Origin of the sequence: Pseudomonas kitaguniensis, assembly GCF_049199985.1 — a bacterium.
GTDB classification, from domain to species: Bacteria; Pseudomonadota; Gammaproteobacteria; order Pseudomonadales; family Pseudomonadaceae; genus Aquipseudomonas; species Aquipseudomonas kitaguniensis.
This window is the reverse complement of record NZ_JBLZPT010000008.1, coordinates 133,172-155,355: the sequence shown is the minus strand read 5'-3', so window position 1 is coordinate 155,355 and position 22,184 is coordinate 133,172. Positions and strand designations below refer to the sequence as shown.

Below are 22,184 nucleotides of genomic sequence, written 5' to 3'. Positions count from 1 at the left end.
GGTTACCTGAACCGATAGCCAATGGAGCGTACGGTCACCAGTACCCCGGCGATGCCATGGGTTTCCAACTTGCGTCGCAGGTTGTGAATATGGGCGTCAACGACCCGGGCCAGGGCTTCGCTTTCCGGTAGGCAGATTTCCAGCAACTCATCCCGGGTGAACGCCTTGGACGGTGTCTTGAGCAACGTGACCAGCAGCTTGAACTCCGTCGGCGTCAGGTCCAGCAACTGCGTTGGCGCATCGCGGTGCTCAATGGCCGCCGTGAAGGCAGTGAGGTCAACGCGCAGGTTTTCATGGCGCAGCAGTTGCTCAACCGGTTGGCTGCCCAGGGTACGTCGCAATACCGCATGCACCCGCGCCACCACTTCCCGCGAGCTGTAGGGTTTGACCACGTAGTCATCCGCGCCATAACGCAAGGCGCCGAGTTTTTCCGGCTCATCGCCCATGGCCGTGACCATGATCACCGGCGTATCACTGCTGCGGCGCACGGCGGACAACACTTCAGTGCCACTCAAGCGCGGCAGCATCACGTCCAGCAGGATCAGGTCGGGCTGCCAGCTTTTGTGCAGGTCCAGACCACGCTGACCGTCTTCGGCCAAGGCTACCTCAAAGCCATCCCGGCGCAGATAGGCTTCGAGAATATTGGCGCTGTCGGCATCGTCTTCGACAATGAGGATACGTTTTCCTGACACAAAGAAGCCTCTTGATGAAACCTTGATAATTCACGAACGGTTTATTGAAAGTCCGCTGCCAGTATTGCCCTACGCCCGACTTTCGCGAACCGATCCTATGCCGACCACTGCACCGCTGTCCAAGCCTATCAAGCTGCCTGAACACCTCGGCGCGGTTTTGCTGCTGTCCGGCATGCTGGCCGGCTGTTCACTTACGCCGACCTATCACACGCCTGCGTTGCCGGTACCGGACAACCTGCAAGGCACACGGGTAGCGGACGCCCCCTCCTCCACGATCAACGATGTAGAAGTGCTCAGCGAAGAAGAGAAACAGCTGCTGGGTAGCCTGGACTCATCGGCGCAGTTGCTGCACTTGGTTGAACAGGCCCTGGACTACAACCGTGACCTGCGCCTGGCGTTGCTGCGTGTCGAGCAAGCCCGCGCCCAGTTCGGTATTTCCCGCGCCGATCGCCTGCCCACCGTGGCCTTAGGGCTGCAACGCGACCGCCAGCACTTGCACGACAAGGCCGCCGACGAACGCTATGGGCAGGACATCGCGGTGGCGTCCGTGGGTATTTCGGACTTTGAGCTGGATTTTTTCGGACGCGTGCGCAGCCTGTCCGAAGCGGCGCGACATGATTACCTGGCCACGCGCTACGGTAACCAGGCCGCGCGCAAGGCGCTGATCGTCGAAGTGGCGCGGCTATATTTGCAGGAACGCTTGCAGGCCGGCGTGAGGGCCGACACTCAGTCCATTCTCGACAACCAAAACCAGCTGCTGAGCGTACTCGACGGCCAGCAAAAAGCCGGTCTAGTGGCGCAGGACACGGTTGACACTCAGCGCATGCAGGTCCGTCGTTCCGCGCTGCAACTTGAGGATGCGAACGCTGAACATGTGCGTGCTCAACAGGCGTTGTCGTGGGTCACAGGGTATCAGGTCGCCCCTCTGGCAGCGGCGGCACAAAGCCAAGTCATCGATCTAAAGCCTCCGTCATGGCTGGTCGATCTACCGTCACAGCAGCTGTTGCAGCGCTTCGATGTGCGCCAATGCGAGGAAACCCTGCGCGCCGCGAATGCCAACATCGGCGCCGCGCGAGCGGCGTTCTTTCCCTCGATCACCTTGAGCACCGGTGCGGGCATCGCCAGCCCGCGCTTGAGCAACTTGTTTTCATCCGGCAGCGGCGCCTGGCTGTTCACCCCGCAACTGAACCTGCCGCTGTTCGACGGTGGCCGCAACCAGGCCAACCTGGATCTCGCGACCGCTCGCCAACAGTCCGCCGTCGCCCAATATGAAAAGACCGTGCAGGACGCTTTTCGCGAAATCGCCGACCTGTTGACTCAACGTCAACAAGCGTTGGCCAACGCCACCACGCAAATTGATCTGGCGGCATTGACCGCATTGAAGACCAAGCGTCTTGACCAACAAATTGCCGTGGGCGCGGCTGCGCGCTCAGACCACCCGGCCGCTTCAATTCGCCTGACTGAATCCGCCATCGAGTTACGCAAGGCGACCTACCAACTGTTGTTCAACCGCCTGGCGCTGTATCGCGCGCTGTCCGGCGCACCGCTGTTTTCCTCCATAGAAAGGGTTTCACCATGAACTTGACCACTCCCCCTACCCGTGCCGTGCTCTGGGGCGCCGCCGCCTTGATGTCCTGCACACTCGTGACCCCGGCACAGGCAGCCGATGCTAGCCCGGCGGCCGACAAGACCACCGCCACTCTGGGCCTCGGCATGGGCGTCGCACCTCGCTACATGGGCGCCGACCGCTACCGTGCGCTCGTGCTGCCGATGTTCAGCATCCAGCGCGGCGTATTGTTTGCCGACACCACCCGTGGCCTCGGTGTGCAGTTTCAATCCGACAGCGGCTTTGCTGCCAGCGCGGCAATCAACTACGACCTGGGCCGCAAGGAAAAAGACAGCACCACCCGCCCGGGCGGCCGCGACTTGAATGGCATGGGCGATATCAGCGGCGCCACCGTCGCCGACTTCACCCTCAGCCAGCAACTGTTCGACTGGCTGTCGGTCAGCGGCGAAGCCGAACTGCGCATGGCCGGCGAGCACCGCGGCAACCGCTACCGGTTCGGCCTGGAAGGCATCCTGTTCCACACAGGCAGCGACACCCTGGCCTTGGATATAGACGCCCATGCCGGTGATGGCCGCTACAACCAGACCTTCTTCGGCGTCACCCAGGCACAGAGCCAACGCACACTCTACGGGCGATACAACGCCGACGCCGGGATCTATGCCTACTCCGCCGCCTTGAACTGGCAGCACAGCCTGGACGCGCACTGGTCGACGCTGGTCAGCCTGACGCTGACCCAGTACGCCGACCAGGCCCGTAACAGCCCGCTGGTCCGACGTGAAAGCGCCGGCCTGGGCATGTTCGCCATCAATTACACCTTCTGATAACGAGGCGCCAGGCATGCAGGGTTTTGCTCAGTTGTTCCGTCCTTGGGGCCGTCCCCTGCTGCTCGGCGTTGCCTGCCTCATGGTGGCGGCCTGTTCGCGCGAGGAAGCGGTGTCGCAGCCGGCCGTAAGGTCGGTGAAAATCACCACCGTACACGCCGCATCGCCCGACGCTGCGCCATTGACCGGTGTGGTGCGCCAACGCCAACGCGCAGCCCTGGCCTTCGAAGGCGCGGGGCGATTGGTGACGTTGAACGTCGACGTCGGCGATACCGTAAAACAAGGCCAGGTGCTGGCAAGCCTGGACACTGCAGCCGTGCGGTTACGTTTGAAACAATCGCAGGCGGCCTTGTTGGCCAGCGTGGCGCAAACCGGCGAGCGCAAGCGCAACAAGGTCCGCCAGCAACAGCTGTTTACCCAGGGCAGTGTTGCGGCCAGCGCGATGGAGCAAGCTGAAGCGGCGTGGCAAGCGGCCGTCGCGCAGCAGACCGCCGATGAAGCGGCGCTGGACCTGGTACGGCGCGATCAGCGCCAGGGCCAACTGATTGCGCCGTTTGACGGCCGCGTCGTGGCAAGACCCGCGCAGTTGTACAGCGAGTTGTCGCCCGGCCAAGTGGTGATGGAGCTGGAGGCCGGCGGCGCGTTGCAGGTCATCGTGCAAATCCCGGTGGAACAAGCCGCCGGCCTCAAGCCTGGGGACCACGCCGTCGCAGCCGACCCGGCCGCACCCGGATCAACCCTGCCGTTGGTGCTCGAAGGCTTGTCGGCGCGGGCGCAGAACGGCCTGTTGCAAAGCGCGCGTTTCCGCTTGAACGCCCGCGACCTCGCACTCCCCAGCGGCGTAAACCTCAACGTGCGATTGGCGGCCCCTGCCGCGCCCGCGTTGTCGATTCCAACCCAGGCCCTGCGCATGGGCGGCGACGCCAGCCAGGTGCAGGTGTTTGTCTATGACCCGACCCAGGGCAAGGTCGCCCTGCGTGACATTATGATCGGCCTGATCGACCAGGGCCGTGTTGCCATCGACAACGGCCTCAAGGACGGCGAGCAAGTGGTCGTCACCGGCGTCGCGTTTCTCAGTGACGGTCAGCCCGTCAACCTGCTAGTGCCTTCCAGTCGCTTGAGCACAACCGAATGATCAACCTGACCCGACACGCCTTGGGCGCAAGCCGCCTGACGCTATTCACCGCGCTGTTGATCCTGATCGCAGGCGTGGCAACGTTTCTGAGTTTCCCGACCCAGGAAGAACCCTCGGTGACCATCCGCGATGCGCTGGTGAGCATCCAGTTCCCCGGCCTGCCCAGCGAACGCGCCGAAGAGCTGCTGGCGCGGCCAACGGAAGAAAAACTGCGCGAGCTGTCGCAGATCAAAAATATCGTGACCACCATTCACCCCGGCAGCGTGGTGATCCAGGTGACGGCGCGCGACGAAATCAAGGACCTGGGGGTGCTGTGGCAACAAGTGCGCAACAAGGTCGCCGACGCCGGCGCCGGCTTTCCACCGGGCACCCAAGGGCCGTTTGTCGACGATAATTTCGGGCGCGTCGCCGTCGCATCCATCGCGATTACCGCGCCCGGCTACAGCATGAGCGAGATGCGCGGGCCGCTGAAGCGCCTGCGCGACCAGTTGGGCGGGCTACCCGGCATCGGCCAGGTGACGCTGCACGGCATGCAGGACCAGCAGTTGTCGATCGACTTCAACCCTCAGCGCCTGGCGGGCTTGGGCTTGTCTCCCCAGCAACTGTTCCAGCAATTGCAGCAACAGAATGTGTTGGCCCCCGGCGGTATCGGCAACATTGGCGGGCAGATCACCACCCTGACCGTGACCGGTGAAGTGCTCAGCGTGGAGCAACTGCGCCAGCTGCCGATCCAACTGCCCGGTGTAGAAGGCACCACGCAATCGGTAGCACTCGGCGCCATCGCGCAGATCTCGGTGATGGCTGCCGACCCTCCGCAGACCGCTGCGGTGTATCAAGGCCAGGACGCGGTGGTGCTGGCGGTGTCGATGGCTGCGGGACAGAACATCCATCAGTTCGGCACAGCCCTGCGCGCTCGTTTGGCACAGTTGGAACAGCAACTTCCGCTGGGCTTTACCGCCCATGTGGTGACGTTCCAGGCCGATGTGGTCGATCAGCAGATGGCCAAGATGAAGCACGTAATGATCGAGACGGTGGTCATCGTCATGGCCGTGGTCATGCTGTTCCTCGGCTGGCGCACCGGACTGGTGGTCGGCGCCATTGTGCCGCTGACCATCCTGGGCACGTTGATCGCCATGCGCATGCTCGGGGTCGAGCTGCAAACCGTGTCTATCGCCGCGATTATCCTCGCCCTGGGCCTGCTGGTGGACAACGGCATTGTGATTGCCGAGGACATCGAGCGCCGACTGCATGCCGGTGAGGATCGACGCCAAGCCTGCGAGGATGCCGGGCGTACCCTGGCGATTCCGTTGCTGACCTCCTCACTGGTGATTGTGCTGGCCTTCTCGCCGTTCTTTCTCGGCCAGACCAGCACCAATGAATATCTGCGCTCATTGGCCATCGTGCTAACACTGACGCTGCTCGGCTCCTGGCTGTTGAGCGTCACCGTCACGCCGTTGCTGTGCCTGTATTTTGCCAAGGTCCCACGCCATAAGGCAGCCGAGGACAGCTACGACAACGGCTTTTACCGAGGCTATCGGGCCGTCATTCGCCAGGTGCTGCTGCACAAGGTGCTGTTTCTGATTGCGATGCTGGTGCTACTGGCCGCCGCCGTTTTCGAGTTGATGCGCGTGCCCTATGACTTTCTGCCTCAGTCGGACCGCATGCAGTTCCAGGTGCCCATCACCCTAGAGCCCGGTAGCGGTTCGCGCAAAACCTTGCAAAGCGTGCGCGAGATCAGCCTGTGGTTAGGCAAGGAGCCTCAGGTGGTCGACAGCATCGGCTATGTGGGCGATGGCGGGCCGCGCATTGTGCTGGGTCTCAACCCGCCCTTGCCCGCATCGGAAACCGCTTACTTCACCGTCAGCGTCAAGGCCGGTACGGATATTGATGCAGTGATTGCCAATATGCGTCGCTATCTGCTCAAGCAACACCCCGAGCTGCGTGCCGAACCCAAACGGTTTTCCCTGGGCACTACCGAGGCCGGTGTCGCTATCTATCGCGTGATTGGCCCGGACGAGAACGTCATACGTACGCTGGCCGGCCAGATCGAACAGGCTCTGCGTGACATGCCGGGCACACTGGATGTGCGCAATGACTGGAGCACGCGCTTGGCGCGCTATACCGTCGAGGTCGACGAACACAGTGCGCGCCGCGCAGGGGTGGACACCCAAGCCATTGCCCAGGCCTTGCAACTGCACTTCGGCGGCATCCAGGTTTCGTCGTTGCAGGACAACGAAACCCGCGTGCCCCTGGTGGTACGTGAACCCGCTTCGGCCAACCATGACGCTCCCGATTTGCGCGGCATTCTGGTCTACCCGGCCGACGGTTCGACGCCTTTGCCGCTGACGGCCATCGCACGCATCGTCGCGTCCAGTGAGCCCTCCACCCTGGTACGCCGCAATCAGGAACGCTGCATCACCGTGGTCGGGCACAACCCGTTGCTGACCGCAACCTCCATCGTCGAGCAACTGGCGCCACAGGTGGCTGCGCTGGCATTGCCGCCGGGGTACCGCATTGAGTTGGGGGGCGAAATCGAAGACTCGGCAGAGGCCAACCAGGCGCTGTTGCAATACCTGCCCCACGCGCTGATCGCCATGCTGCTGTTGTTCGTCTGGCAATTCAATTCGTTGCGCAAGGTGCTGATCGTCATCTCCGCAATCCCCTTTGTATTGATCGGCGTTGCGATCGCGCTGCTGATCACAGGCTACCCGTTCGGCTTCATGGCCACGTTCGGCCTGTTGTCCTTGGCGGGAATTATCGTCAACAACGCCGTGTTGCTGCTGGAACGGATCGAGGCGGAACTCCACGATGGCCTGCCGGTGTACGAAGCGGTGGTGAATGCTGCCGTGAAACGCCTGCGCCCCATCGTCATGACCAAGCTGACCTGCATTATCGGGTTGATCCCGCTGATGCTCTTCGCCGGCCCACTGTGGGAAGGCATGGCGATCACGCTGATGGGTGGCCTGGCGCTGGGCACATTGGTGACCCTTGGGTTGATTCCGGTGCTCTATGTAGTGCTGTTCAATAAAAAATCGGCCGCCTCCCTTGCTCAATAGTCACGCGAAACATGGGAAAAAATCGCTACACATTCCTATGATTTATAGGTGATACGTTCAAACAGGCATCGTTATCATGACCCGCTAATACCTTTGCCCGTTCAACAGCGAACACCATCGAAGCGAGAAGCGCGTCCATGAGTCTCAATACCTGCAGGGTGATGCATTTTTTGCGCAATGCCGCGATCAGGCTCGGCGGGCAAGAAAAGCCGGCGGCCCACCTGAAGGCACAGAAAATGCCTGTTCGGCACCTGTTCAGCGCAGGCAGTCCTCACGCGCATTTGTGCATCTGGTGATGCGAGCCAACTGACAGGGTATGCTCGACCGGAGAGGGTCTTTGTTGAGCTGGAGAGGCCAAAGACCGCTGCCCCAGTGCCTATTTATGAGAGGTTGAGCATGAAACTGACAGATTTTGAGGTCCTTAGCTTCGACTGCTACGGCACACTGATTGATTGGGAAAGTGGCATCTTCAATGCCTTGAAGCCGCTGGTGGTCCGTTCGGGAAAAAAACTTACTCGCGATCAGATTCTTGAGGTGTTCGGTCGGCACGAGTCGCCGCAGCAAAAAGCAACACCGACGGCACTCTACTCAGATATTTTGCGCAAAGTGTACGACCGCATTGCGAAAGAATGGAACGTCGAGATCAATCAACAAGAGCGCGAGGCGTTTGGAACTTCTGTCCAGCACTGGCCACCTTTCCCTGACTCGATCAAGGCACTCAACTACTTCAAGCAATTCCACAAGCTTGCCATCCTATCCAACATTGACCGCGGCGAATTCGAATTCAGCAAAGAGAAACTGGGCGTTGAATTCGACTGCGTCGTCACGGCTCAAGACGTTGGCTCTTATAAACCCGACCCCAGAAACTTTGCTTACTTGATGGACGCCCTGGGGAAAATGGGCTTTGAAAAAACATCCATCCTCCATGTGGCCGAAAGCCTGTATCACGACCACGTGCCGGCCAACGCGGCTGGGCTGGCCAGCTCGTGGATTCATCGTCGTCACGGCAAAGAAGGCTTTGGCGCGATCCATGTTCCCGCGACTGAAGCCACCTACAACTTCCGTTTTATCAGTTTGGCAAAAATGGTTGAGAGCCATAAAAAACTGATATTAGAAAAGCCCGACAACGTGATTGTCTGACTCCCCTACTATCTGCAGCGAGTGATATGTCGAGCCGTAACCCCTCTTCTTCTTTTTATCTTATGGCTGCGGCCGGTGCGATTCTGATCTGGAGCACCCTGGCAGTCAGCGTGACGTTCTGCAACACGCTAAATCCAATGTTTATCACGGGAGCCGCGTTGTCGGTGGGCGGCATTATTGGATTGCCCTGGCTACGCTTCTGGAAAATGCCCAAGCGATTGTTGGCGGTCGGTACTGCTTGCATGCTCGGTTATCACGTTATCTATTTCTACGCGCTGCAGTTGGCCGACCCGATTGGCGTGAGCCTTATCCATTATCTATGGCCGATATTGATCGTATTACTGGGTCCACTCTTCGTCCAAAACGGGAAGGCCTCATTGCGTTGCCTGCTTGCGGGAGTGGCAGGCTTCGTTGGGGCCTTGGTCAGTTGCCGACCAGGGCAGCTTGATGACTTGAGCAACCTGGCAGGCTACGGGCTCGCGTTTTTATCTGCAGTGGTCTGGGCGGCGTACTCCTTGACATCAAAGAGGTTCCCAGAGGTCAAAAGTGCCTCTGTTGGCTTGTTTTGCATGATCTCCGGGCTGGCCTGCCTGACTGTGTATCTAAGCAGTGCGCCTTGGCCCACATTGACCACGAATGAGAGCCTGGCGCTGCTGTATATGGGCGTAGGCCCCATGGGCGGCGCTTTTTATCTGTGGGACTTTGCAATGAAGAAGGCGGACCACCAGACAGTCGCCGTTTTAAGCTACGCGACGCCCGTTTTATCCACGGCCTTTTTAGCCTTCTATTTAGGCCAAGGCATGGAGGTATCCATCTGGATAGGTGCCGTATTGGTAGCGCTATCGATGGCCATGGCAGCAGGCGGCAGTACTGCGCCCCAAAACCATCAAAGCACCAGTGCCTGGTTTAAGCGCTACAGCAAAGGGACAACCGTTCCATCAGGATCTGACGCTCAGCTTTAGTAACCACCCTATACCGAACCCAAGCGTTTTTTACTCGTCATGCTCCAAGCGATACATCTCTGCAGCGACTTGAATTTGAAACCGCGATTCCGGGTTTTCCAGGGAGATGTCGAGCAACTTCTCAATACGGGCCAAACGGTAGCGTAAGGTACTGATATGCACCTCCAGCACCTTTGCAGTATTGGCTAACTGAAAACCTTCGCTGGATAAGGCACAGACTGTTTCCAGCAGCATGGTGCCGTTCTTTCGATTGGCCAGAGGTTCGATCAGCCGCTGAAGCAGCATCCCACGCGCTTTTTTGTCGCCCATCAGGGCCCGTGGAAACAAAACTTCGTTGAACACATGAAGACGCCCTGGCCGCAGCAAGGGCACCAATGCCGCCACATCTTCAGCTCCTTGAGCCATGCCTGAAACACCTCGATGGACGCGACTGACAGCCATCGCCCCACCTTCGTGACGCAACTGCTTCCAGATCGTTTCGGGCGCGAGCGTCGCCGGAATAATAAAGCTGATCTGGTTCAGCGACACTGAAATCAACGGCGAAATGCTGCTGGCTATCATCAGATTAAACACGCGCGCGGTTTTTTCCTTTCTCCGCTTGAAGCCTTCCAGACTCAGCGGAATAGGTTCGTCCAACAGCACCAGGCAGATCCTGTAATCGCGGGTTTCGCTCCACCCCGACACCAGGGCTCGCTCAATCGCGCTGGGTGTCTCTGGAAACTTACCCTCCAGCAGCCCCGCCACCAGTGCATGGCCCAGCCGAGTCTCTTGGTCCAGCAACTCTCGCTGGTGGGAAAGATGCAGCGCAGCAATGACCGCCGAGTGCTCAAGCGCTCGGGAATGCAGCTCCTCAAATTGATCCTTGGGGCTTTCAAGCCAAACGATGCCGGCAACCTCCCCTTGCAGCCATATCGCGCAGCCAAGCCTGAAACGAGGCCGGCTATCCGAGAGGTTGATCGATAAGGTCTGCGACTCATCAAAGCGGTGTTCCAGAGGGCGTTCGGCGATAAATTTTGTAATCAGATCGCGTTCAAACTGCTCGTTCGTATCGATGTCATGCTCGCTCAAAATATCCCCGGAAGCCGAGACGACCAGGGCGGACACCTCCAGGGCACTGGCCAACGCGCTGCCCAGGCTTTCAAGGTTGTCGGCCTCGATAGCGGCCTTGGTCAACTTGCGATGGATCAAATCCGAGCGCTGAATGATTTCGGTCTGCAGGTTGATGATCTTGGCCAGGATCTCTTGCGTGATTGCACTGAAGGGCACCTCCCATGGCAGCTCCAACAGTGGAAAGTTGCACTGTTCGGCTTCAGCGATGGTGGCTTGCGAGAAATGCTCGCGGAAATGCGGCACCGCAAGCACTACGCCAGCGAGCCCCAGATCGTTGAGTGTGCGCACCAGCCCCCGGCTTTCTTCATCGTCCTGAGGCCAGTTGTAGCCGGTGGTAAGCAACACGTCTCCCACCTTCAACCACTGCGTGATATCAGGGTGATCGATAATGTGGACCCAGGCGATTTGCCGATCCAGGCCATTGGCTCCCGCCACGACGGTGGCCTGCCGCAGGATGGTCTGCTCTAGTGCGGTAGATAGTTTCATTACTTGTCCACAAGTGGAGGGCCGACCGAGGTGTGCCAATAAACACGATCACGGGTGTATCGAGCGTTTCACTTTAAACCGCATGTAGCAGCACTATTACCTACTTAGAGTAGGTCAAAATCAAATAAACATCCTACTTTACACACTATCCATGCTGTTTTCCCTCACCTCATGTGTGCCGATGACCGCCGCCCGCGGATTGGCGGAACACCGCTCGACAGGCGCCAGGACTAAAACCCACCATCTTCATGCACAAAGCAGGATAAACCCTGAATAACCTGCTGCCTTTTGTAGGTGGTTTGGCCATTTAACAGTTCCTATGATTGTAAAACGTGAACACGGGTCCCCACCGCAGGGAGCATCGGTGCAAGCTCACTTTAAAATGTCAGGAGCGATGTATGACGCCATACGAAGCGTTTTCCAGTGTCGACATGCGAGTCGGCCAAGTAACCAAAGTTGAAATAAACGATAAGGCTAAGAAACCTGCCTACAAGTTCTGGATCGACTTTGGTGAATTGGGTGTAAAAACCACGAGCGCGCAATACACCCGTCTTTATTCAGCAGAAGAGCTGGTGGGTGAATATGTCGTTTGCGTGGTTAACCTGGGCACTCGAAACATCGCTGGCTTTGCCTCAGAAGTACTGATGCTGGGTGCGGAAACAACGCCTGGCGATGTGGTTTTTCTTAAACCGGAACGCCCGATCACACCTGGCCAAAAAATCTTTTAAACGTACACCGACGCCGAACGGCATCGGCCTATGAAGTTGGTCTCGAATAACGCTACGTCATACCGATGGGTATATTGAGAGGAAAGGCAATGAAACTCACTGATTTCACCACACTGTCGTTCGATTGCTACGGCACCCTGATTGATTGGGAAAGCGGTATCGTAAACGGCCTCCAGCCGCTGGCTGATCGCAGCGGCAAAGGGCTGGATCGCGAGCAGATTCTGGAAGTGTTTGGCCGCCATGAATCGCCGCAACAAACGCTGACCCCAGGCGCTTTGTACCCGACCATTCTGGGCGCGGTGTATGACCGCATTGCCACCGAATGGGAGCTTGAACCCATCGCCGCCGAACGCGAAAAGTTCGCCACGTCGGTCAAGGACTGGCCTGCATTCCCTGACTCGGCAGAAGCCCTGCGGTACCTGAAACAGCATTACAAACTGGTGATTCTGTCCAACATCGACCGTACCGAATTCAAGTTCAGTGAAGCGAAGCTGGGTGTTGAGTTCGATCACATTGTGACAGCTCAGGATGTGGGCTCCTACAAACCGAACCCCAACAACTTCACCTACATGATTGATCTGTTGGCCGAGGCCGGCATTGCAAAAGACGATATCCTGCATACCGCAGAAAGCCTGTATCACGACCATGTTCCAGGCAAAGTTGCCGGCTTGGCGGGTGCATGGATTCATCGTCGTCATGGCAAGGAAGGTTTCGGCGCAACGCATGTACCGGCGACCGAAGCCAAGTACGACTTCCGTTTTATCAGCATGGCAGACATGGTCGAAGCTCATAAGAAACTGGTGAGCTGACAGTCACGTGCTATTGGCTGATGCCACCTGAGCGTGGCATCAGCTTTCGCCTGCCGGGTGACCATTAACCCGCCGGTACCTTATTTATTACTTCTTTTGGATCGCAGTACTGGGCTGTCTGAAAGAACGTTGCCGCTCGTTTCGTATTAACGGCGCCAGATGATAACGCTTGGCCAGCGCTTCTGTGAGCGCTGAATAACTAACGGAATTTTTAGAATGAGTGACATTAATTCAAACCCGGTTTTGGCCGCACGAGAAACCCACGTGTCTCGCGGTGTAGCGTCCGCACACCCAATCGTTATCAGCCGTGCAGCCGGCAGTTATGTCTGGGATACGGATGGCAAAAAATACTTGGATTTCGTGGGTGGGATTGGCGTACTGAACGTCGGGCACAACCACCCCGCGGTCGTTGATGCGATCAAGAAACAAATCGACAGTTTTACCCACGTCTGCTTTCAAGTTGGGGCTTATGAACCTTATGTGGAACTCGCGGGCAAACTGAATGCACTGGTAGGCGCTGGAGCGCCCTACAAGTCAGTGTTCCTCACGACAGGCGCTGAAGCCGTTGAAAACGCCATCAAAATCGCACGCAGCCACACACGCCGCTCCGGGGTGATCGCGTTTCGCGGTGGTTTCCATGGTCGCACGCTGCTGGGGATCTCGCTGACCGGATTCAGCCAACCGTACAAGCAGAACTTCGGCCCTTTCGCACCTGACGTTCATCACGCGACTTACCCGAATGAGTATCGCGGTGTTTCGACCGAACAGGCACTCGCCTCACTTCAGGACATTTTCGATACGCAGATTTTGCCCGAACGCGTTGCGGCCATCATCATTGAGCCGGTGCTCGGCGACGGCGGTTTCGTGGCAGCCCCACCCGCTTTCATGAAAGCACTGCGTGAACTGACCACACGTCACGGCATTGTGCTCATCTGCGATGAAATCCAAACGGGCTTTGGCCGCACCGGCAAGATGTTCGGGTTTGAGCACTCAGGCATCCAGCCGGACCTGGTCACCGTTGCCAAAAGCCTGGCTGGCGGGATCCCCTTGTCGGGAGTAGTGGGTAAAGCCGAGATCATGGACGCCCCTGCGCCTGGCGGCTTGGGCGGCACCTACGGCGGCAATCCACTGGGCTGCGCGGCTGGCCTGGCGGTGCTGTCCATTTTCGAAAACGAGCATCTGCTGGAACGCAGCCAAGGTATTGGCCAACAGTTGATGACAGGGTTCGAAAAACTGAAAGCCCGCCTGCCACAGATCGGTGATGTACGCACCCTGGGAGCGATGGCTGCGGTTGAGTTTGTCACCGACAGAGCCAGCAAGGCGCCGGACGGTGAGATCGCACAAAAAGTCATCGAGCAGGCGCGGTTGCGAGGGCTGTTGCTGATCAAATGCGGGATTCACCGAAACATCGTGCGCTTCCTGTGCCCTCTCAATACCTCCGAGAGTGATGTCGAGGACGCATTGACCCTGTTTGAGCTGGCGCTGGAGGCCAGCCTTTGATTCATCGCCCTCTGCGAGACGGCAAATGAATCAGCAAAAGTCGCCTCGGTTGGCGACTTTTGCATTGCAGCATACGCCGAGAGTGGTGTTCATTAGAGAGGCGAATGGAGATGCACGATCTAAACAGGCTTGACCGCATAGATATTTCCATTCTTGCCCAACTGCAGAAGGACAGCTCATTGACCAATGCGGCCCTGGCTGAAAGAGTCAACCTTTCGCCGAGCCCGTGCTACATCCGGGTCAAACGCCTGGAAAAAAGTGGCTACATCTTGCGATATTCCGCAACCCTGAACATCGCAAAGATAGCCGACTCACTGACTATCTATTCTGAAATCGAACTGGACCAGCATCGTAAAGAGAGCTTTCAGCGATTCGAAGTCGCCATTGGCAAGTATCCCGAGGTGCAGGAATGCTACATGGTGACCGGTAAAATAGACTATGTATTGAAGTTCACTTGCAAAAGCGTGGTTGAATATCAAGCCATCATGGATGAGCTATTGCAAAGCGATTGCGGCGTTGCACGATTTCATACGTTCTTTGTGACTAAAACAGTATTTCGCAGGGAAGGTGTCGATTTACAGGCACTTCTGTAGTCCAGAAATGCCTGACAATGCTACCGATGCGCGTAAGCGCCCATAGCGCTCACCGTGCGCCTCCACAGCTCTATGTAGGCCTCTTCGGTCATATAGGCGGCATGCGGGGTCAAGGTTACATCTTCTCTGTCACACCATAGGTCATTCGCCCCAATCGGCTCTTGCCAGTAGACGTCTAGCGCGGCGTGCCCGACATGACCTGAGTGCAGCGCTTGAGCAAGGTCGTCCTGATTGATCAACCCGGCGCGAGCGGTGTTGATTAACAGTGCTCCCGGGTTAAGCAAGCGCAGGCGCGCGCTATTGAGAAAGCCTGCGGTCTGATCATTAAGTGCCACGTGCAGTGACACGACCTCTGCCCCGGTAAGCACCCGCTCTAAGTCCGGCTCAAAATGGGCTGTATCCACCGGCGTACGATTCCACACTGAAACACACATGCCCAGCGCACTTGCCATTTCGGCGTAGCAGCGGCCGACCTCTCCGAAACCAATCACTGCGACCTTGCGACCTTTAAGCTGCATGCCGCCCCGTGGTCGCCAAACGCCGCGAACCATGTCCTTTACCATTGGCCCTAACTTGCGCGCCGCAGCAAACGTCAACGCCATGGCATGCTCAGCGACTGCCGTACTGCCATATCCAGGTGTGGTACTCACGGCAATGTTGTTGACCTTCGCCCATTCCAGTGGAAGGTATGTGCCGGCGCCCGTGCCCATGAAAACGATCGCTTTTAGATGAGGGCATGCAGCCAGCGTCTGTGCCGTGATCACAGTGTGTTCAACCAGCATGACCTCGGCGGTTTGACACAACGCAAGGACATCCGCAGCAGTCGGCTCACCGACATGTATATAAGTCCCCTCCGGAATAACCAAGCGACCTGTCTCAAACAGCGCGTTAAGCTCGTGCGTACAATCAACCAATACAACCTTCATGACATAGCCTCCGTTAGTCGTCAACACAGACTAAGCCAGCGCCTTTTAAAAAATAACTTTAATGCTTCATTGAAAAGAGAATTTGCATCGTTACGAGTGATGTTTCGAATAAAAAATAATAAGCCGATGCTCATAATCAAGTGGCAGTGCAGCGGGTGACTATTGCCAGGCAGTACATGCAATGAGCCAGGGACTACTTCGTCACGGCCAAACGATAACGATGTTTATATTCAAAAGGTCTGATTATGAAAGTGTTGGTGCTGGGTGCAGGCCTTGCCGGGATTCCTTCAGCTTACTATTTGGCCCGGGACGGTCATGAAGTCACTGTGATTGATCGCCAGTCCGCGCCGGCCATGGAGACAAGCTTTGCCAACGGAAGCCTGCTTTGCCAGGGTCACTCGTACCCGTGGGCTAGTCCGGCGGCGCCACGCATCATGCTCAAATCTTTTTTCCGAAATGACCAGGCGTTGCGCATTGCGCCCAAGATCGACCCAAGACTGTGGTCCTGGCTCATCAAGTTTCTCTGCGAATGCCCAAGAGCGCGTGCAGATAAGCACGCAGCCACCCGCCTGAGATTGGCCGCCTATTCTCAGGCGGTCATGAAAGAGGTGGTGAGCGATACCCAAATCGAGTTCCATCACATCGATAAGGGCCTTCTGTATGTCTATCGAACGCACCATTCGATGGAAGAAGGCTTGCGCCAAATGCGCTTTCTGGAACAAGCAGGATTGAACATTGAGGTGGTGTCCGGAGCGCGTGTCGCTGAGCTTGAGCCCGCACTCAAACCTGTCGCCGATAAACTGGTGGGAGGCGTTTACGTACCGTCTGATGGAACGGGCGACGCCCGGCTGTTCACGGCCGAATTAGCTCGCGTGTGTGCGGAACGTGGCGTCAAGTTCATGTTCAACACCCAAGTACTGGGCCTTGATATCGACAACAGAAAAGTGCGCGCAGTCAGCACGTCTAAGGGGTTGATCGCTGCAGACGCTATTGTCGTCGCCATGGGGTCTTACTCATCCATTCTATTGCGCAAGCACGGCGTAAACATTGATGTATTCCCCGTCAAAGGCTACTCCATGACTGTTCCTATCGAGCGGCCCGAAGAAGCCCCGACGATGGGCGGGCTCGACGAAGATAATCTTTTGGCATTTTCCGTACTGGGAGATCGCTTGCGCCTGACCGCAACAGCGGAGTTCAGCGGCTATGACATGAGCATTTCGCGCGACGACTTTCGCTACATGACACAGGCCGCAAAAGACCTGTTCCCAACCATTGGCGATTACAGCAAGGCAGAACTGTGGTGCGGCCTGCGCCCCGCCACACCGGACGGCAACCCGCTATTTGGTGCAACACCGATCAGCAACCTTTTCCTCAATACAGGTCATGGCTCCCAAGGGTGGACCATGTCCTGCGGCAGCGGGAAGGTGACTGCCGACCTCATCGGGGGTCGTACACCAGACCTGGATATAAGCGCAATGCTGTATCAGTAGCCCCTCCCTTACTGCCTGTCATAGGAGAGAACTGCCGTTCTTTCCTATGCCGTATTTGTAGTTCGAATTCACCGCGCTCTTTACTCTAAAGATGAGTCGACTTGGAGGTTTGCCATGCCATTAACCTTAATCGAAACCTGTCGCAAACATACCGATGATGAAATAGAGCAGTTGTTGCAGGCGATCTATGAGGCGCAGCTAAATGCATTCAATGCGCCCGCCTCAGATCGGCAGTTGCGTTATGTCGAACACAACCCTAAGCAATTTTTTACGCCGCCAGACAGCTCGAAGAACTTTACCCTTATTACGATCCAACTGTTTTCCGGGCGTACAGATGTCGCCAAACAAATGCTGTACCAAGAGATCATCAAACGCCTCGGCGCCCTAGGCATACACGAGATTGATATTTTTATCAGTTTGATTGAATCGCCCCGCGAAAACTGGTGTATCCGAAATGGTCGGCCTGCGCCGTAGCGACTTTTTCTCGCAGTATCAAGCACGCTATACGGCGCGATTGAACTGTCATTATGTTATGGAGGTAACATGTCTTTCGCTCTTGAAAATACCGAATTATTGCTCCAGATGAACTTCATCGACGGCGCATGGTGCGATGCCCGCAGCAAGAACATACTGCCGGTAATCAACCCGGCCACGGGCGACGTGTACGCCACTGTTCCCGACAGTGATGAAGTTGACGCCAAGGCTGCCGTCGACGCGGCGGCGGCGGCGTTCACGAACTGGAAAAGGGTTCCTGCGAAACAACGTGCCAACATCCTCAAGCGTTGGAACGACTTGATCCTGGCGAACGCCCAGGACCTGGGGAAAATCATTTCCTCGGAACAGGGCAAGCCGCTGGCAGAAGGTGTAGGAGAGGTCGCTTACGCGGCCAGTTACGTTGAGTGGTTCGCCGAGGAGGCGACACGTTCCAATGGAGAGATCATCCCTTCTCCAGCGACCGGACGGCGTATGGCTGCGCATAAAGAGCCCGTGGGCGTCATCGCGGCGATCACCCCCTGGAATTTCCCTGCTGCGATGATCGCTCGCAAAATCGCGCCAGCCTTGGCAGCAGGCTGTACGGTGGTGTGCAAACCTGCGGCAGAAACCCCTTTGACGTCCCTGGCACTGGTCAAGCTGGCCGAATTGGCCGGCGTTCCTCCTGGCGTCTTGAACATCGTTGTGACGTCGAAATCCAAGGAAGTCGCTGATGTCTGGTTGAATGACCCGAGGGTTCGCAAGATTACCTTCACCGGCTCCACTCCGGTCGGTAAGCACCTGGCGCGGGCGTCTGCCGATACCCTTAAAAAGCTGTCATTGGAATTGGGCGGCAACGCCCCCTTCATCGTCTTTGATGATGCCGTGATTGATGACGCCATCGAGGGCCTGATGGTTGCCAAGTTCCGAAACGGCGGTCAGACCTGCGTATGCCCCAATCGCATTTATGTGCAGGACGGCGTTTACGACGCGTTCGTAGACAAACTGACTACACGCGTTGCCGCGCTGGTAGTTGGCCCTGCGACAAACCCCGCTTCGCAGATTGGCCCGATGATCAATGCCAAAGCCATTGAAAAAATCGAGAGTCATGTGGCGGATGCCGTCAGTCGCGGGGCGCGAGTGGCAACCGGCGGCAAGCGAATCCAGTCGAAGGACTGCGTGAGTGATACCTACTATGCGCCGACTGTGTTGGTCGATGTCGATAAGTCCTCAAGGTGCTTCCAGGAGGAAACCTTCGGCCCAGTCGCGCCGGTCACCCGATTCACCACCGAGGCTGAAGTGCTGCTGTGGGCCAACGATTCACCCTTCGGCCTGGCCTCGTACTTCTACACGACAGACCTGCGCCGAGTCACCCGAGTGGCCGAAGCACTCGAGTGTGGAATTGTAGGGATCAACGAAGGTGCCCTGGCGGCCGAAGCAGCGCCTTTTGGTGGTGTGAAAGACTCGGGCTATGGCCGCGAGGGCTCCACCCATGGCCTGGAAGAGTACATGCATATCAAATACACCTGCCAAGGCGGGCTGGATTGATTTACCACACTTGAAGGGCGCATTACCGGCTGCCGTGCCACGGGGTCGGTAATGACTGGCCTCTATTCGATAACACCTCTATTTGCGCCCGCCCCCTGCTGTGCCGGTTGTTTCCTGCCCTCCACGCGGAACGGCCTTAAGTCCCACCTGGAAGCCCGTGCACAGCCTGTTTGATCTCATCCATCCATTAGTCATTGGAGTTTATATGCACGACGTAGATCGCCTGGTGCGCCAGGATCGTCATTGGGTTCACCCGGTCACCGCATTGCTGGAACACGAAGCGATGGGGCCCTGTATATGGAAGTCGGCCGAAGGTATCCATCTGACCGATATTCACGGCAAACGGGTACAGGATGCCTTCTCCGGTTTGTGGTGCGTGAATGCCGGCTATGGGCAGCAATCCATTGTGCGGGCGGCCCAGCAACAGCTGGAGACGCTGCCCTACGCCACGGGTTATTTTCATTTCGCCAGCGAGCCGGCCATACAGCTCGCAGCCCGGCTCGCAGCGATAGCACCTAAAGGCCTGGATCGGGTGGTGTTCGGCCAGGGTGGATCGGATGCAGTCGACACGGCGATTCGCCTGGTTCGTTACTATTTCAATGCCACTGGCCGGCCGCAAAAGAAGCAGTTCATCGGGTTGCAGCGCGGCTACCACGGCACTTCGTCCAATGGCAGCGGGTTGACCGCATTGCCCTTGTTCCACCGCTATTTCGATGTGCCCACCCAGGAACAGCATCACATACCCTCCCCTTACACCTATCGGCATCCAGCAGGCCCGGACGAGAGCCAGGTGCTGCGCAGCATGGTCAAGGCGCTGGAAGACAAAGTCGCTGAGATCGGCGCGCAGAACGTTGCGGCCTTCATCTGCGAACCCATTCAAGGTTCAGGTGGAGTAATCGTTCCGCCGACCGGCTTTTTAAGGGCGATGCGTGACGCGTGTGATCGCTTGGATATCCTGCTCATCGTCGACGAAGTAATCACCGGGTTCGGGCGTACAGGCCCGATGTTCGCCTGCGAGTCGGAAGGGGTCAGCCCGGATTTGATGACACTCGCCAAGGGCCTGACCTCCGGTTATGCGCCGATGGGCGCAACCTTGATTGGCGAGGAAATCTACACCGCCATTGCCGCGGCCGGCAGTGACGGAACAGCATTGGGGCATGGTCAAACCTACGCAGGACACCCGGTCAGTGCCGCCATCGCGAACGCAACGCTCGACCTCTATCTCGACGGTGGTCTTCTGCAGAATGGCCAGGACGTTGGCGCTTACTTTCAACGCAAGCTCAAGCAACTGGAGTCATTGGCTTGCGTGGGTGAAGTGCGCGGACGTGGCATGTTGGCGGCCTTGGAATTCGTGGTCGATAAACAGAGCAAATCAAAGCCTCCGGCTGCTCTGCAATTCGGGCAGAAAGTCCTTAAGCGCGCGTTTGCAGAAGGTTTGGTATTCAGAGCCTTCTCCGACGACATCCTGGGGTTTGCTCCATCGCTGAACTACACCACGGCCGATGTCGATACGCTCATCGACATCTTGAAACATGCGATCGAGAAGACGGCTGCTGACACGCTCTAGGGAACGGAACAGCAACACACAAAAAAGCCCAGACCATAACGGCCTGGGCTTTTTCATATGACCACGGCGTTAGCGTGGCGCTTCCTGGACGACCCGGTCAGGCACCCACGCCTGGGACGGGCTGCCTCGTTTAACCAGCAGACCGGTAATCACCACCAAGGCTGCCAACCCTGCAGTGGCAAGGACTTCGCCTTGATGCGCCGGCAGAGTGAGCATCACGCCCAGCGCGCCAACGATGAACACAATCACCGCCCAGGTCAGCCCAGGGTACAACCACATTCTGAAACTGATGCGGTGCCCATGGGCAATCAGTTTCTTACGCATGCGCAACTGGGAGACTGCAATCACCAGGTAAACCAGCAGCGCAACCGCGCCGGAGGTAGCCAACAGGAAGGAGAACAGGCGCTCCGGCGCGAAGTAGTTGATGATCGTAGTGACGCAGCCAATGGCGGTACTTGCAATGACCGCCTGGCGCGGCACTTTGGCGAGCGTCGTCGTTTTCAGGAACGCTGGCGCCTCACCGCGCTTGGCCAACGAAAACAGCATTCGCGACGCGGTGTAGATAGCGGAGTTGAGACAGCTGGCAACAGCGACCAATACTACGATATCGACAATAAACTTCGCGTTCGGAATTTGCAGATACTCAAGTGCGCGCTGGTACGAGCCCACAAGAGCCAGGGCCGGATCATTCCAAGGGACAATCGACACAATCATGAAGATCGAGACGATGTAGAACAAACCGATACGCCAGATCACCGAGTTGGTGGCCCGCGCAATTTGCTTGCTGGGGTTATGAGATTCCGCCGCCGCGATGGTGACGATCTCAGTGCCCATGAAGCTGAACATAGTGGTGAGCAAGGCCCCCAGTACGGGGGCATATCCATTTGGCGCGAACCCACCGTTGTTGTTGATCAGTGTACCGATACCACTGACCGTAATATTAGGAAGCCCACCCACCAGTGCGATGGCGCAAACCACGATGAACGCGATGATCGCCAGCACTTTCGCCAGGGCAAACCAGAACTCGAACTCGCCGTACCGCGCCACACTGTAGAGATTGGTCAGGGTGAGCCCGCAGGTGATCGAAAGCGCAAAGATCCACGTATCAATACCAGGAAACCAACTGTGCAGGATCGCTGCGGCAGCAATGGCTTCAAGGGGAATCACTAGCACCCAGAACCACCAGTAAAGCCAGCCGATGGTAAATCCCGCCCAAGGCCCAATGGCGCGATTTGCATAGGTTGAAAAAGATCCGGTATCCGGCGACGCTACGGCCATCTCGCCGAGCATTCTCATGACCAGCACCACGAGCGTGCCGGCAGCCAGGTACGAGAGCAGCACCGCAGGCCCTGCGGCCGCAATGGCATGACCCGAACCGACAAAAAGCCCGGCACCGATGACGCCCGCAATCGATAACATCGTGACATGCCGCTGTTTCAGACCAGGGGCAAGCGAAGAGCCGGCCTGTCCTCCGGACTCGAGGGTTGTTTGTATCTTTGACATAGATTCACCGTTTTTTTTATTAGGCAGGTTGTGAAATTCCGGGTGCACGAAGACACCCTATTATTGTTTTATAGTTCTCC

At 57.5% G+C, this 22,184-nt stretch carries 18 protein-coding genes; 14 read left to right on the top strand and 4 right to left on the bottom strand.

Annotated features, from left to right (window positions below; all coding sequences use genetic code 11):
• Window positions 1–2: 2 nt before the first annotated feature.
• On the bottom strand, window positions 3–692 hold the full coding sequence (locus tag ACOZK9_RS13155; RefSeq protein ID WP_058411579.1) for a response regulator: 690 nt from the start codon (window positions 690–692) through the stop codon (window positions 3–5).
• 97 nt (window positions 693–789) lie between these two features.
• On the opposite strand from ACOZK9_RS13155, the gene ACOZK9_RS13150 reads away from it, so the two are divergent.
• The 6 genes from ACOZK9_RS13150 (at window position 790) to ACOZK9_RS13125 (ending at window position 9,373) form a co-directional block, all read left to right on the top strand.
• Window positions 790–2,271, top strand: coding sequence for an efflux transporter outer membrane subunit (locus ACOZK9_RS13150; RefSeq protein ID WP_421555973.1), 1,482 nt, complete (start codon window positions 790–792; stop codon window positions 2,269–2,271).
• Window positions 2,268–3,080, top strand: coding sequence for a MipA/OmpV family protein (locus ACOZK9_RS13145; protein ID WP_421555972.1), 813 nt, complete (start codon window positions 2,268–2,270; stop codon window positions 3,078–3,080). The genes ACOZK9_RS13150 and ACOZK9_RS13145 overlap by 4 nt, the downstream gene beginning before the upstream one ends.
• A 16-nt stretch (window positions 3,081–3,096) precedes the next feature.
• Window positions 3,097–4,215, top strand: coding sequence for an efflux RND transporter periplasmic adaptor subunit (locus ACOZK9_RS13140; protein WP_421555971.1), 1,119 nt, complete (start codon window positions 3,097–3,099; stop codon window positions 4,213–4,215).
• Entirely contained in the window at window positions 4,212–7,271 is a 3,060-nt protein-coding gene (locus ACOZK9_RS13135; RefSeq protein ID WP_421555970.1) for an efflux RND transporter permease subunit, read from the top strand. Before ACOZK9_RS13140 ends, ACOZK9_RS13135 begins: the two co-directional genes overlap by 4 nt.
• A 396-nt stretch (window positions 7,272–7,667) precedes the next feature.
• Window positions 7,668–8,411: a haloacid dehalogenase type II gene (locus tag ACOZK9_RS13130; RefSeq protein WP_152748518.1), complete on the top strand. Its 744-nt coding sequence runs from the start codon at window positions 7,668–7,670 to the stop codon at window positions 8,409–8,411.
• 26 nt (window positions 8,412–8,437) lie between these two features.
• Complete coding sequence (locus ACOZK9_RS13125) at window positions 8,438–9,373, top strand: DMT family transporter (protein WP_172979584.1); 936 nt, start codon at window positions 8,438–8,440, stop codon at window positions 9,371–9,373.
• Window positions 9,374–9,403: 30 nt separating this feature from the next.
• Here the strand turns inward: ACOZK9_RS13125 and ACOZK9_RS13120 are convergent, their stop codons facing one another.
• A complete protein-coding gene (locus ACOZK9_RS13120) occupies window positions 9,404–10,969 on the bottom strand; it encodes a PucR family transcriptional regulator (protein ID WP_152748517.1) in 1,566 nt (521 codons plus the stop codon).
• A 398-nt stretch (window positions 10,970–11,367) separates the two neighbouring features.
• Between ACOZK9_RS13120 and ACOZK9_RS13115 the strand changes: the two genes are divergently transcribed.
• From ACOZK9_RS13115 to ACOZK9_RS13100, 4 genes are all read left to right on the top strand, one after another.
• Window positions 11,368–11,697, top strand: coding sequence for a tRNA-binding protein (locus ACOZK9_RS13115; RefSeq protein WP_152748516.1), 330 nt, complete (start codon window positions 11,368–11,370; stop codon window positions 11,695–11,697).
• 89 nt (window positions 11,698–11,786) lie between these two features.
• A complete protein-coding gene (locus tag ACOZK9_RS13110; RefSeq protein ID WP_152748515.1) occupies window positions 11,787–12,506 on the top strand; it encodes a haloacid dehalogenase type II in 720 nt (239 codons plus the stop codon).
• A 216-nt stretch (window positions 12,507–12,722) separates the two neighbouring features.
• Window positions 12,723–14,006 carry a 4-aminobutyrate--2-oxoglutarate transaminase gene (gene gabT / locus ACOZK9_RS13105; RefSeq protein WP_152748514.1) on the top strand — a complete coding sequence of 428 codons (1,284 nt, stop codon included), beginning with the start codon at window positions 12,723–12,725 and terminating at the stop codon, window positions 14,004–14,006.
• Between the two features lie 110 nt (window positions 14,007–14,116).
• Window positions 14,117–14,599 (top strand): Lrp/AsnC family transcriptional regulator, encoded by a 483-nt coding sequence (locus tag ACOZK9_RS13100; RefSeq protein ID WP_152748513.1) that lies wholly within the window; start codon window positions 14,117–14,119, stop codon window positions 14,597–14,599.
• Between the two features lie 20 nt (window positions 14,600–14,619).
• Here ACOZK9_RS13100 and ACOZK9_RS13095 read toward each other — a convergent pair whose 3' ends face one another.
• On the bottom strand, window positions 14,620–15,525 hold the full coding sequence (locus tag ACOZK9_RS13095) for an NAD(P)-dependent oxidoreductase (RefSeq protein WP_152748512.1): 906 nt from the start codon (window positions 15,523–15,525) through the stop codon (window positions 14,620–14,622).
• A gap of 245 nt (window positions 15,526–15,770) precedes the next feature.
• Between ACOZK9_RS13095 and ACOZK9_RS13090 the strand changes: the two genes are divergently transcribed.
• The 4 genes from ACOZK9_RS13090 (at window position 15,771) to ACOZK9_RS13075 (ending at window position 20,601) form a co-directional block, all read left to right on the top strand.
• On the top strand, window positions 15,771–17,015 hold the full coding sequence (locus ACOZK9_RS13090; protein WP_152748511.1) for a D-amino acid dehydrogenase: 1,245 nt from the start codon (window positions 15,771–15,773) through the stop codon (window positions 17,013–17,015).
• Between the two features lie 114 nt (window positions 17,016–17,129).
• Window positions 17,130–17,489 (top strand): tautomerase family protein, encoded by a 360-nt coding sequence (locus tag ACOZK9_RS13085; protein WP_152748510.1) that lies wholly within the window; start codon window positions 17,130–17,132, stop codon window positions 17,487–17,489.
• A gap of 69 nt (window positions 17,490–17,558) precedes the next feature.
• Entirely contained in the window at window positions 17,559–19,034 is a 1,476-nt protein-coding gene (locus ACOZK9_RS13080) for an NAD-dependent succinate-semialdehyde dehydrogenase (RefSeq protein WP_152748509.1), read from the top strand.
• 205 nt (window positions 19,035–19,239) lie between these two features.
• Window positions 19,240–20,601, top strand: coding sequence for an aminotransferase class III-fold pyridoxal phosphate-dependent enzyme (locus ACOZK9_RS13075; RefSeq protein WP_152748508.1), 1,362 nt, complete (start codon window positions 19,240–19,242; stop codon window positions 20,599–20,601).
• A 69-nt stretch (window positions 20,602–20,670) separates the two neighbouring features.
• On the opposite strand, the gene gabP is transcribed toward ACOZK9_RS13075, so the two are convergent.
• Window positions 20,671–22,104 carry a GABA permease gene (gene gabP / locus ACOZK9_RS13070; protein ID WP_152748527.1) on the bottom strand — a complete coding sequence of 478 codons (1,434 nt, stop codon included), beginning with the start codon at window positions 22,102–22,104 and terminating at the stop codon, window positions 20,671–20,673.
• Window positions 22,105–22,184 lie beyond the last annotated feature (80 nt).

Coding starts and splice junctions, on each gene's coding strand:
- ACOZK9_RS13125 (WP_172979584.1), top strand. CDS start 8,438: ATGTCGAGCCGTAACCCCTCTTCTTCTTTTTATCTTATGGCTGCGGCC.
- ACOZK9_RS13110 (WP_152748515.1), top strand. CDS start 11,787: ATGAAACTCACTGATTTCACCACACTGTCGTTCGATTGCTACGGCACC.
- ACOZK9_RS13135 (WP_421555970.1), top strand. CDS start 4,212: ATGATCAACCTGACCCGACACGCCTTGGGCGCAAGCCGCCTGACGCTA.
- gabP (WP_152748527.1), bottom strand. CDS start 22,104: ATGTCAAAGATACAAACAACCCTCGAGTCCGGAGGACAGGCCGGCTCT.
- ACOZK9_RS13115 (WP_152748516.1), top strand. CDS start 11,368: ATGACGCCATACGAAGCGTTTTCCAGTGTCGACATGCGAGTCGGCCAA.
- ACOZK9_RS13095 (WP_152748512.1), bottom strand. CDS start 15,525: ATGAAGGTTGTATTGGTTGATTGTACGCACGAGCTTAACGCGCTGTTT.
- ACOZK9_RS13100 (WP_152748513.1), top strand. CDS start 14,117: ATGCACGATCTAAACAGGCTTGACCGCATAGATATTTCCATTCTTGCC.
- gabT (WP_152748514.1), top strand. CDS start 12,723: ATGAGTGACATTAATTCAAACCCGGTTTTGGCCGCACGAGAAACCCAC.
- ACOZK9_RS13140 (WP_421555971.1), top strand. CDS start 3,097: ATGCAGGGTTTTGCTCAGTTGTTCCGTCCTTGGGGCCGTCCCCTGCTG.
- ACOZK9_RS13090 (WP_152748511.1), top strand. CDS start 15,771: ATGAAAGTGTTGGTGCTGGGTGCAGGCCTTGCCGGGATTCCTTCAGCT.
- ACOZK9_RS13130 (WP_152748518.1), top strand. CDS start 7,668: ATGAAACTGACAGATTTTGAGGTCCTTAGCTTCGACTGCTACGGCACA.
- ACOZK9_RS13080 (WP_152748509.1), top strand. CDS start 17,559: ATGTCTTTCGCTCTTGAAAATACCGAATTATTGCTCCAGATGAACTTC.
- ACOZK9_RS13075 (WP_152748508.1), top strand. CDS start 19,240: ATGCACGACGTAGATCGCCTGGTGCGCCAGGATCGTCATTGGGTTCAC.
- ACOZK9_RS13120 (WP_152748517.1), bottom strand. CDS start 10,969: ATGAAACTATCTACCGCACTAGAGCAGACCATCCTGCGGCAGGCCACC.
- ACOZK9_RS13145 (WP_421555972.1), top strand. CDS start 2,268: ATGAACTTGACCACTCCCCCTACCCGTGCCGTGCTCTGGGGCGCCGCC.
- ACOZK9_RS13085 (WP_152748510.1), top strand. CDS start 17,130: ATGCCATTAACCTTAATCGAAACCTGTCGCAAACATACCGATGATGAA.
- ACOZK9_RS13150 (WP_421555973.1), top strand. CDS start 790: ATGCCGACCACTGCACCGCTGTCCAAGCCTATCAAGCTGCCTGAACAC.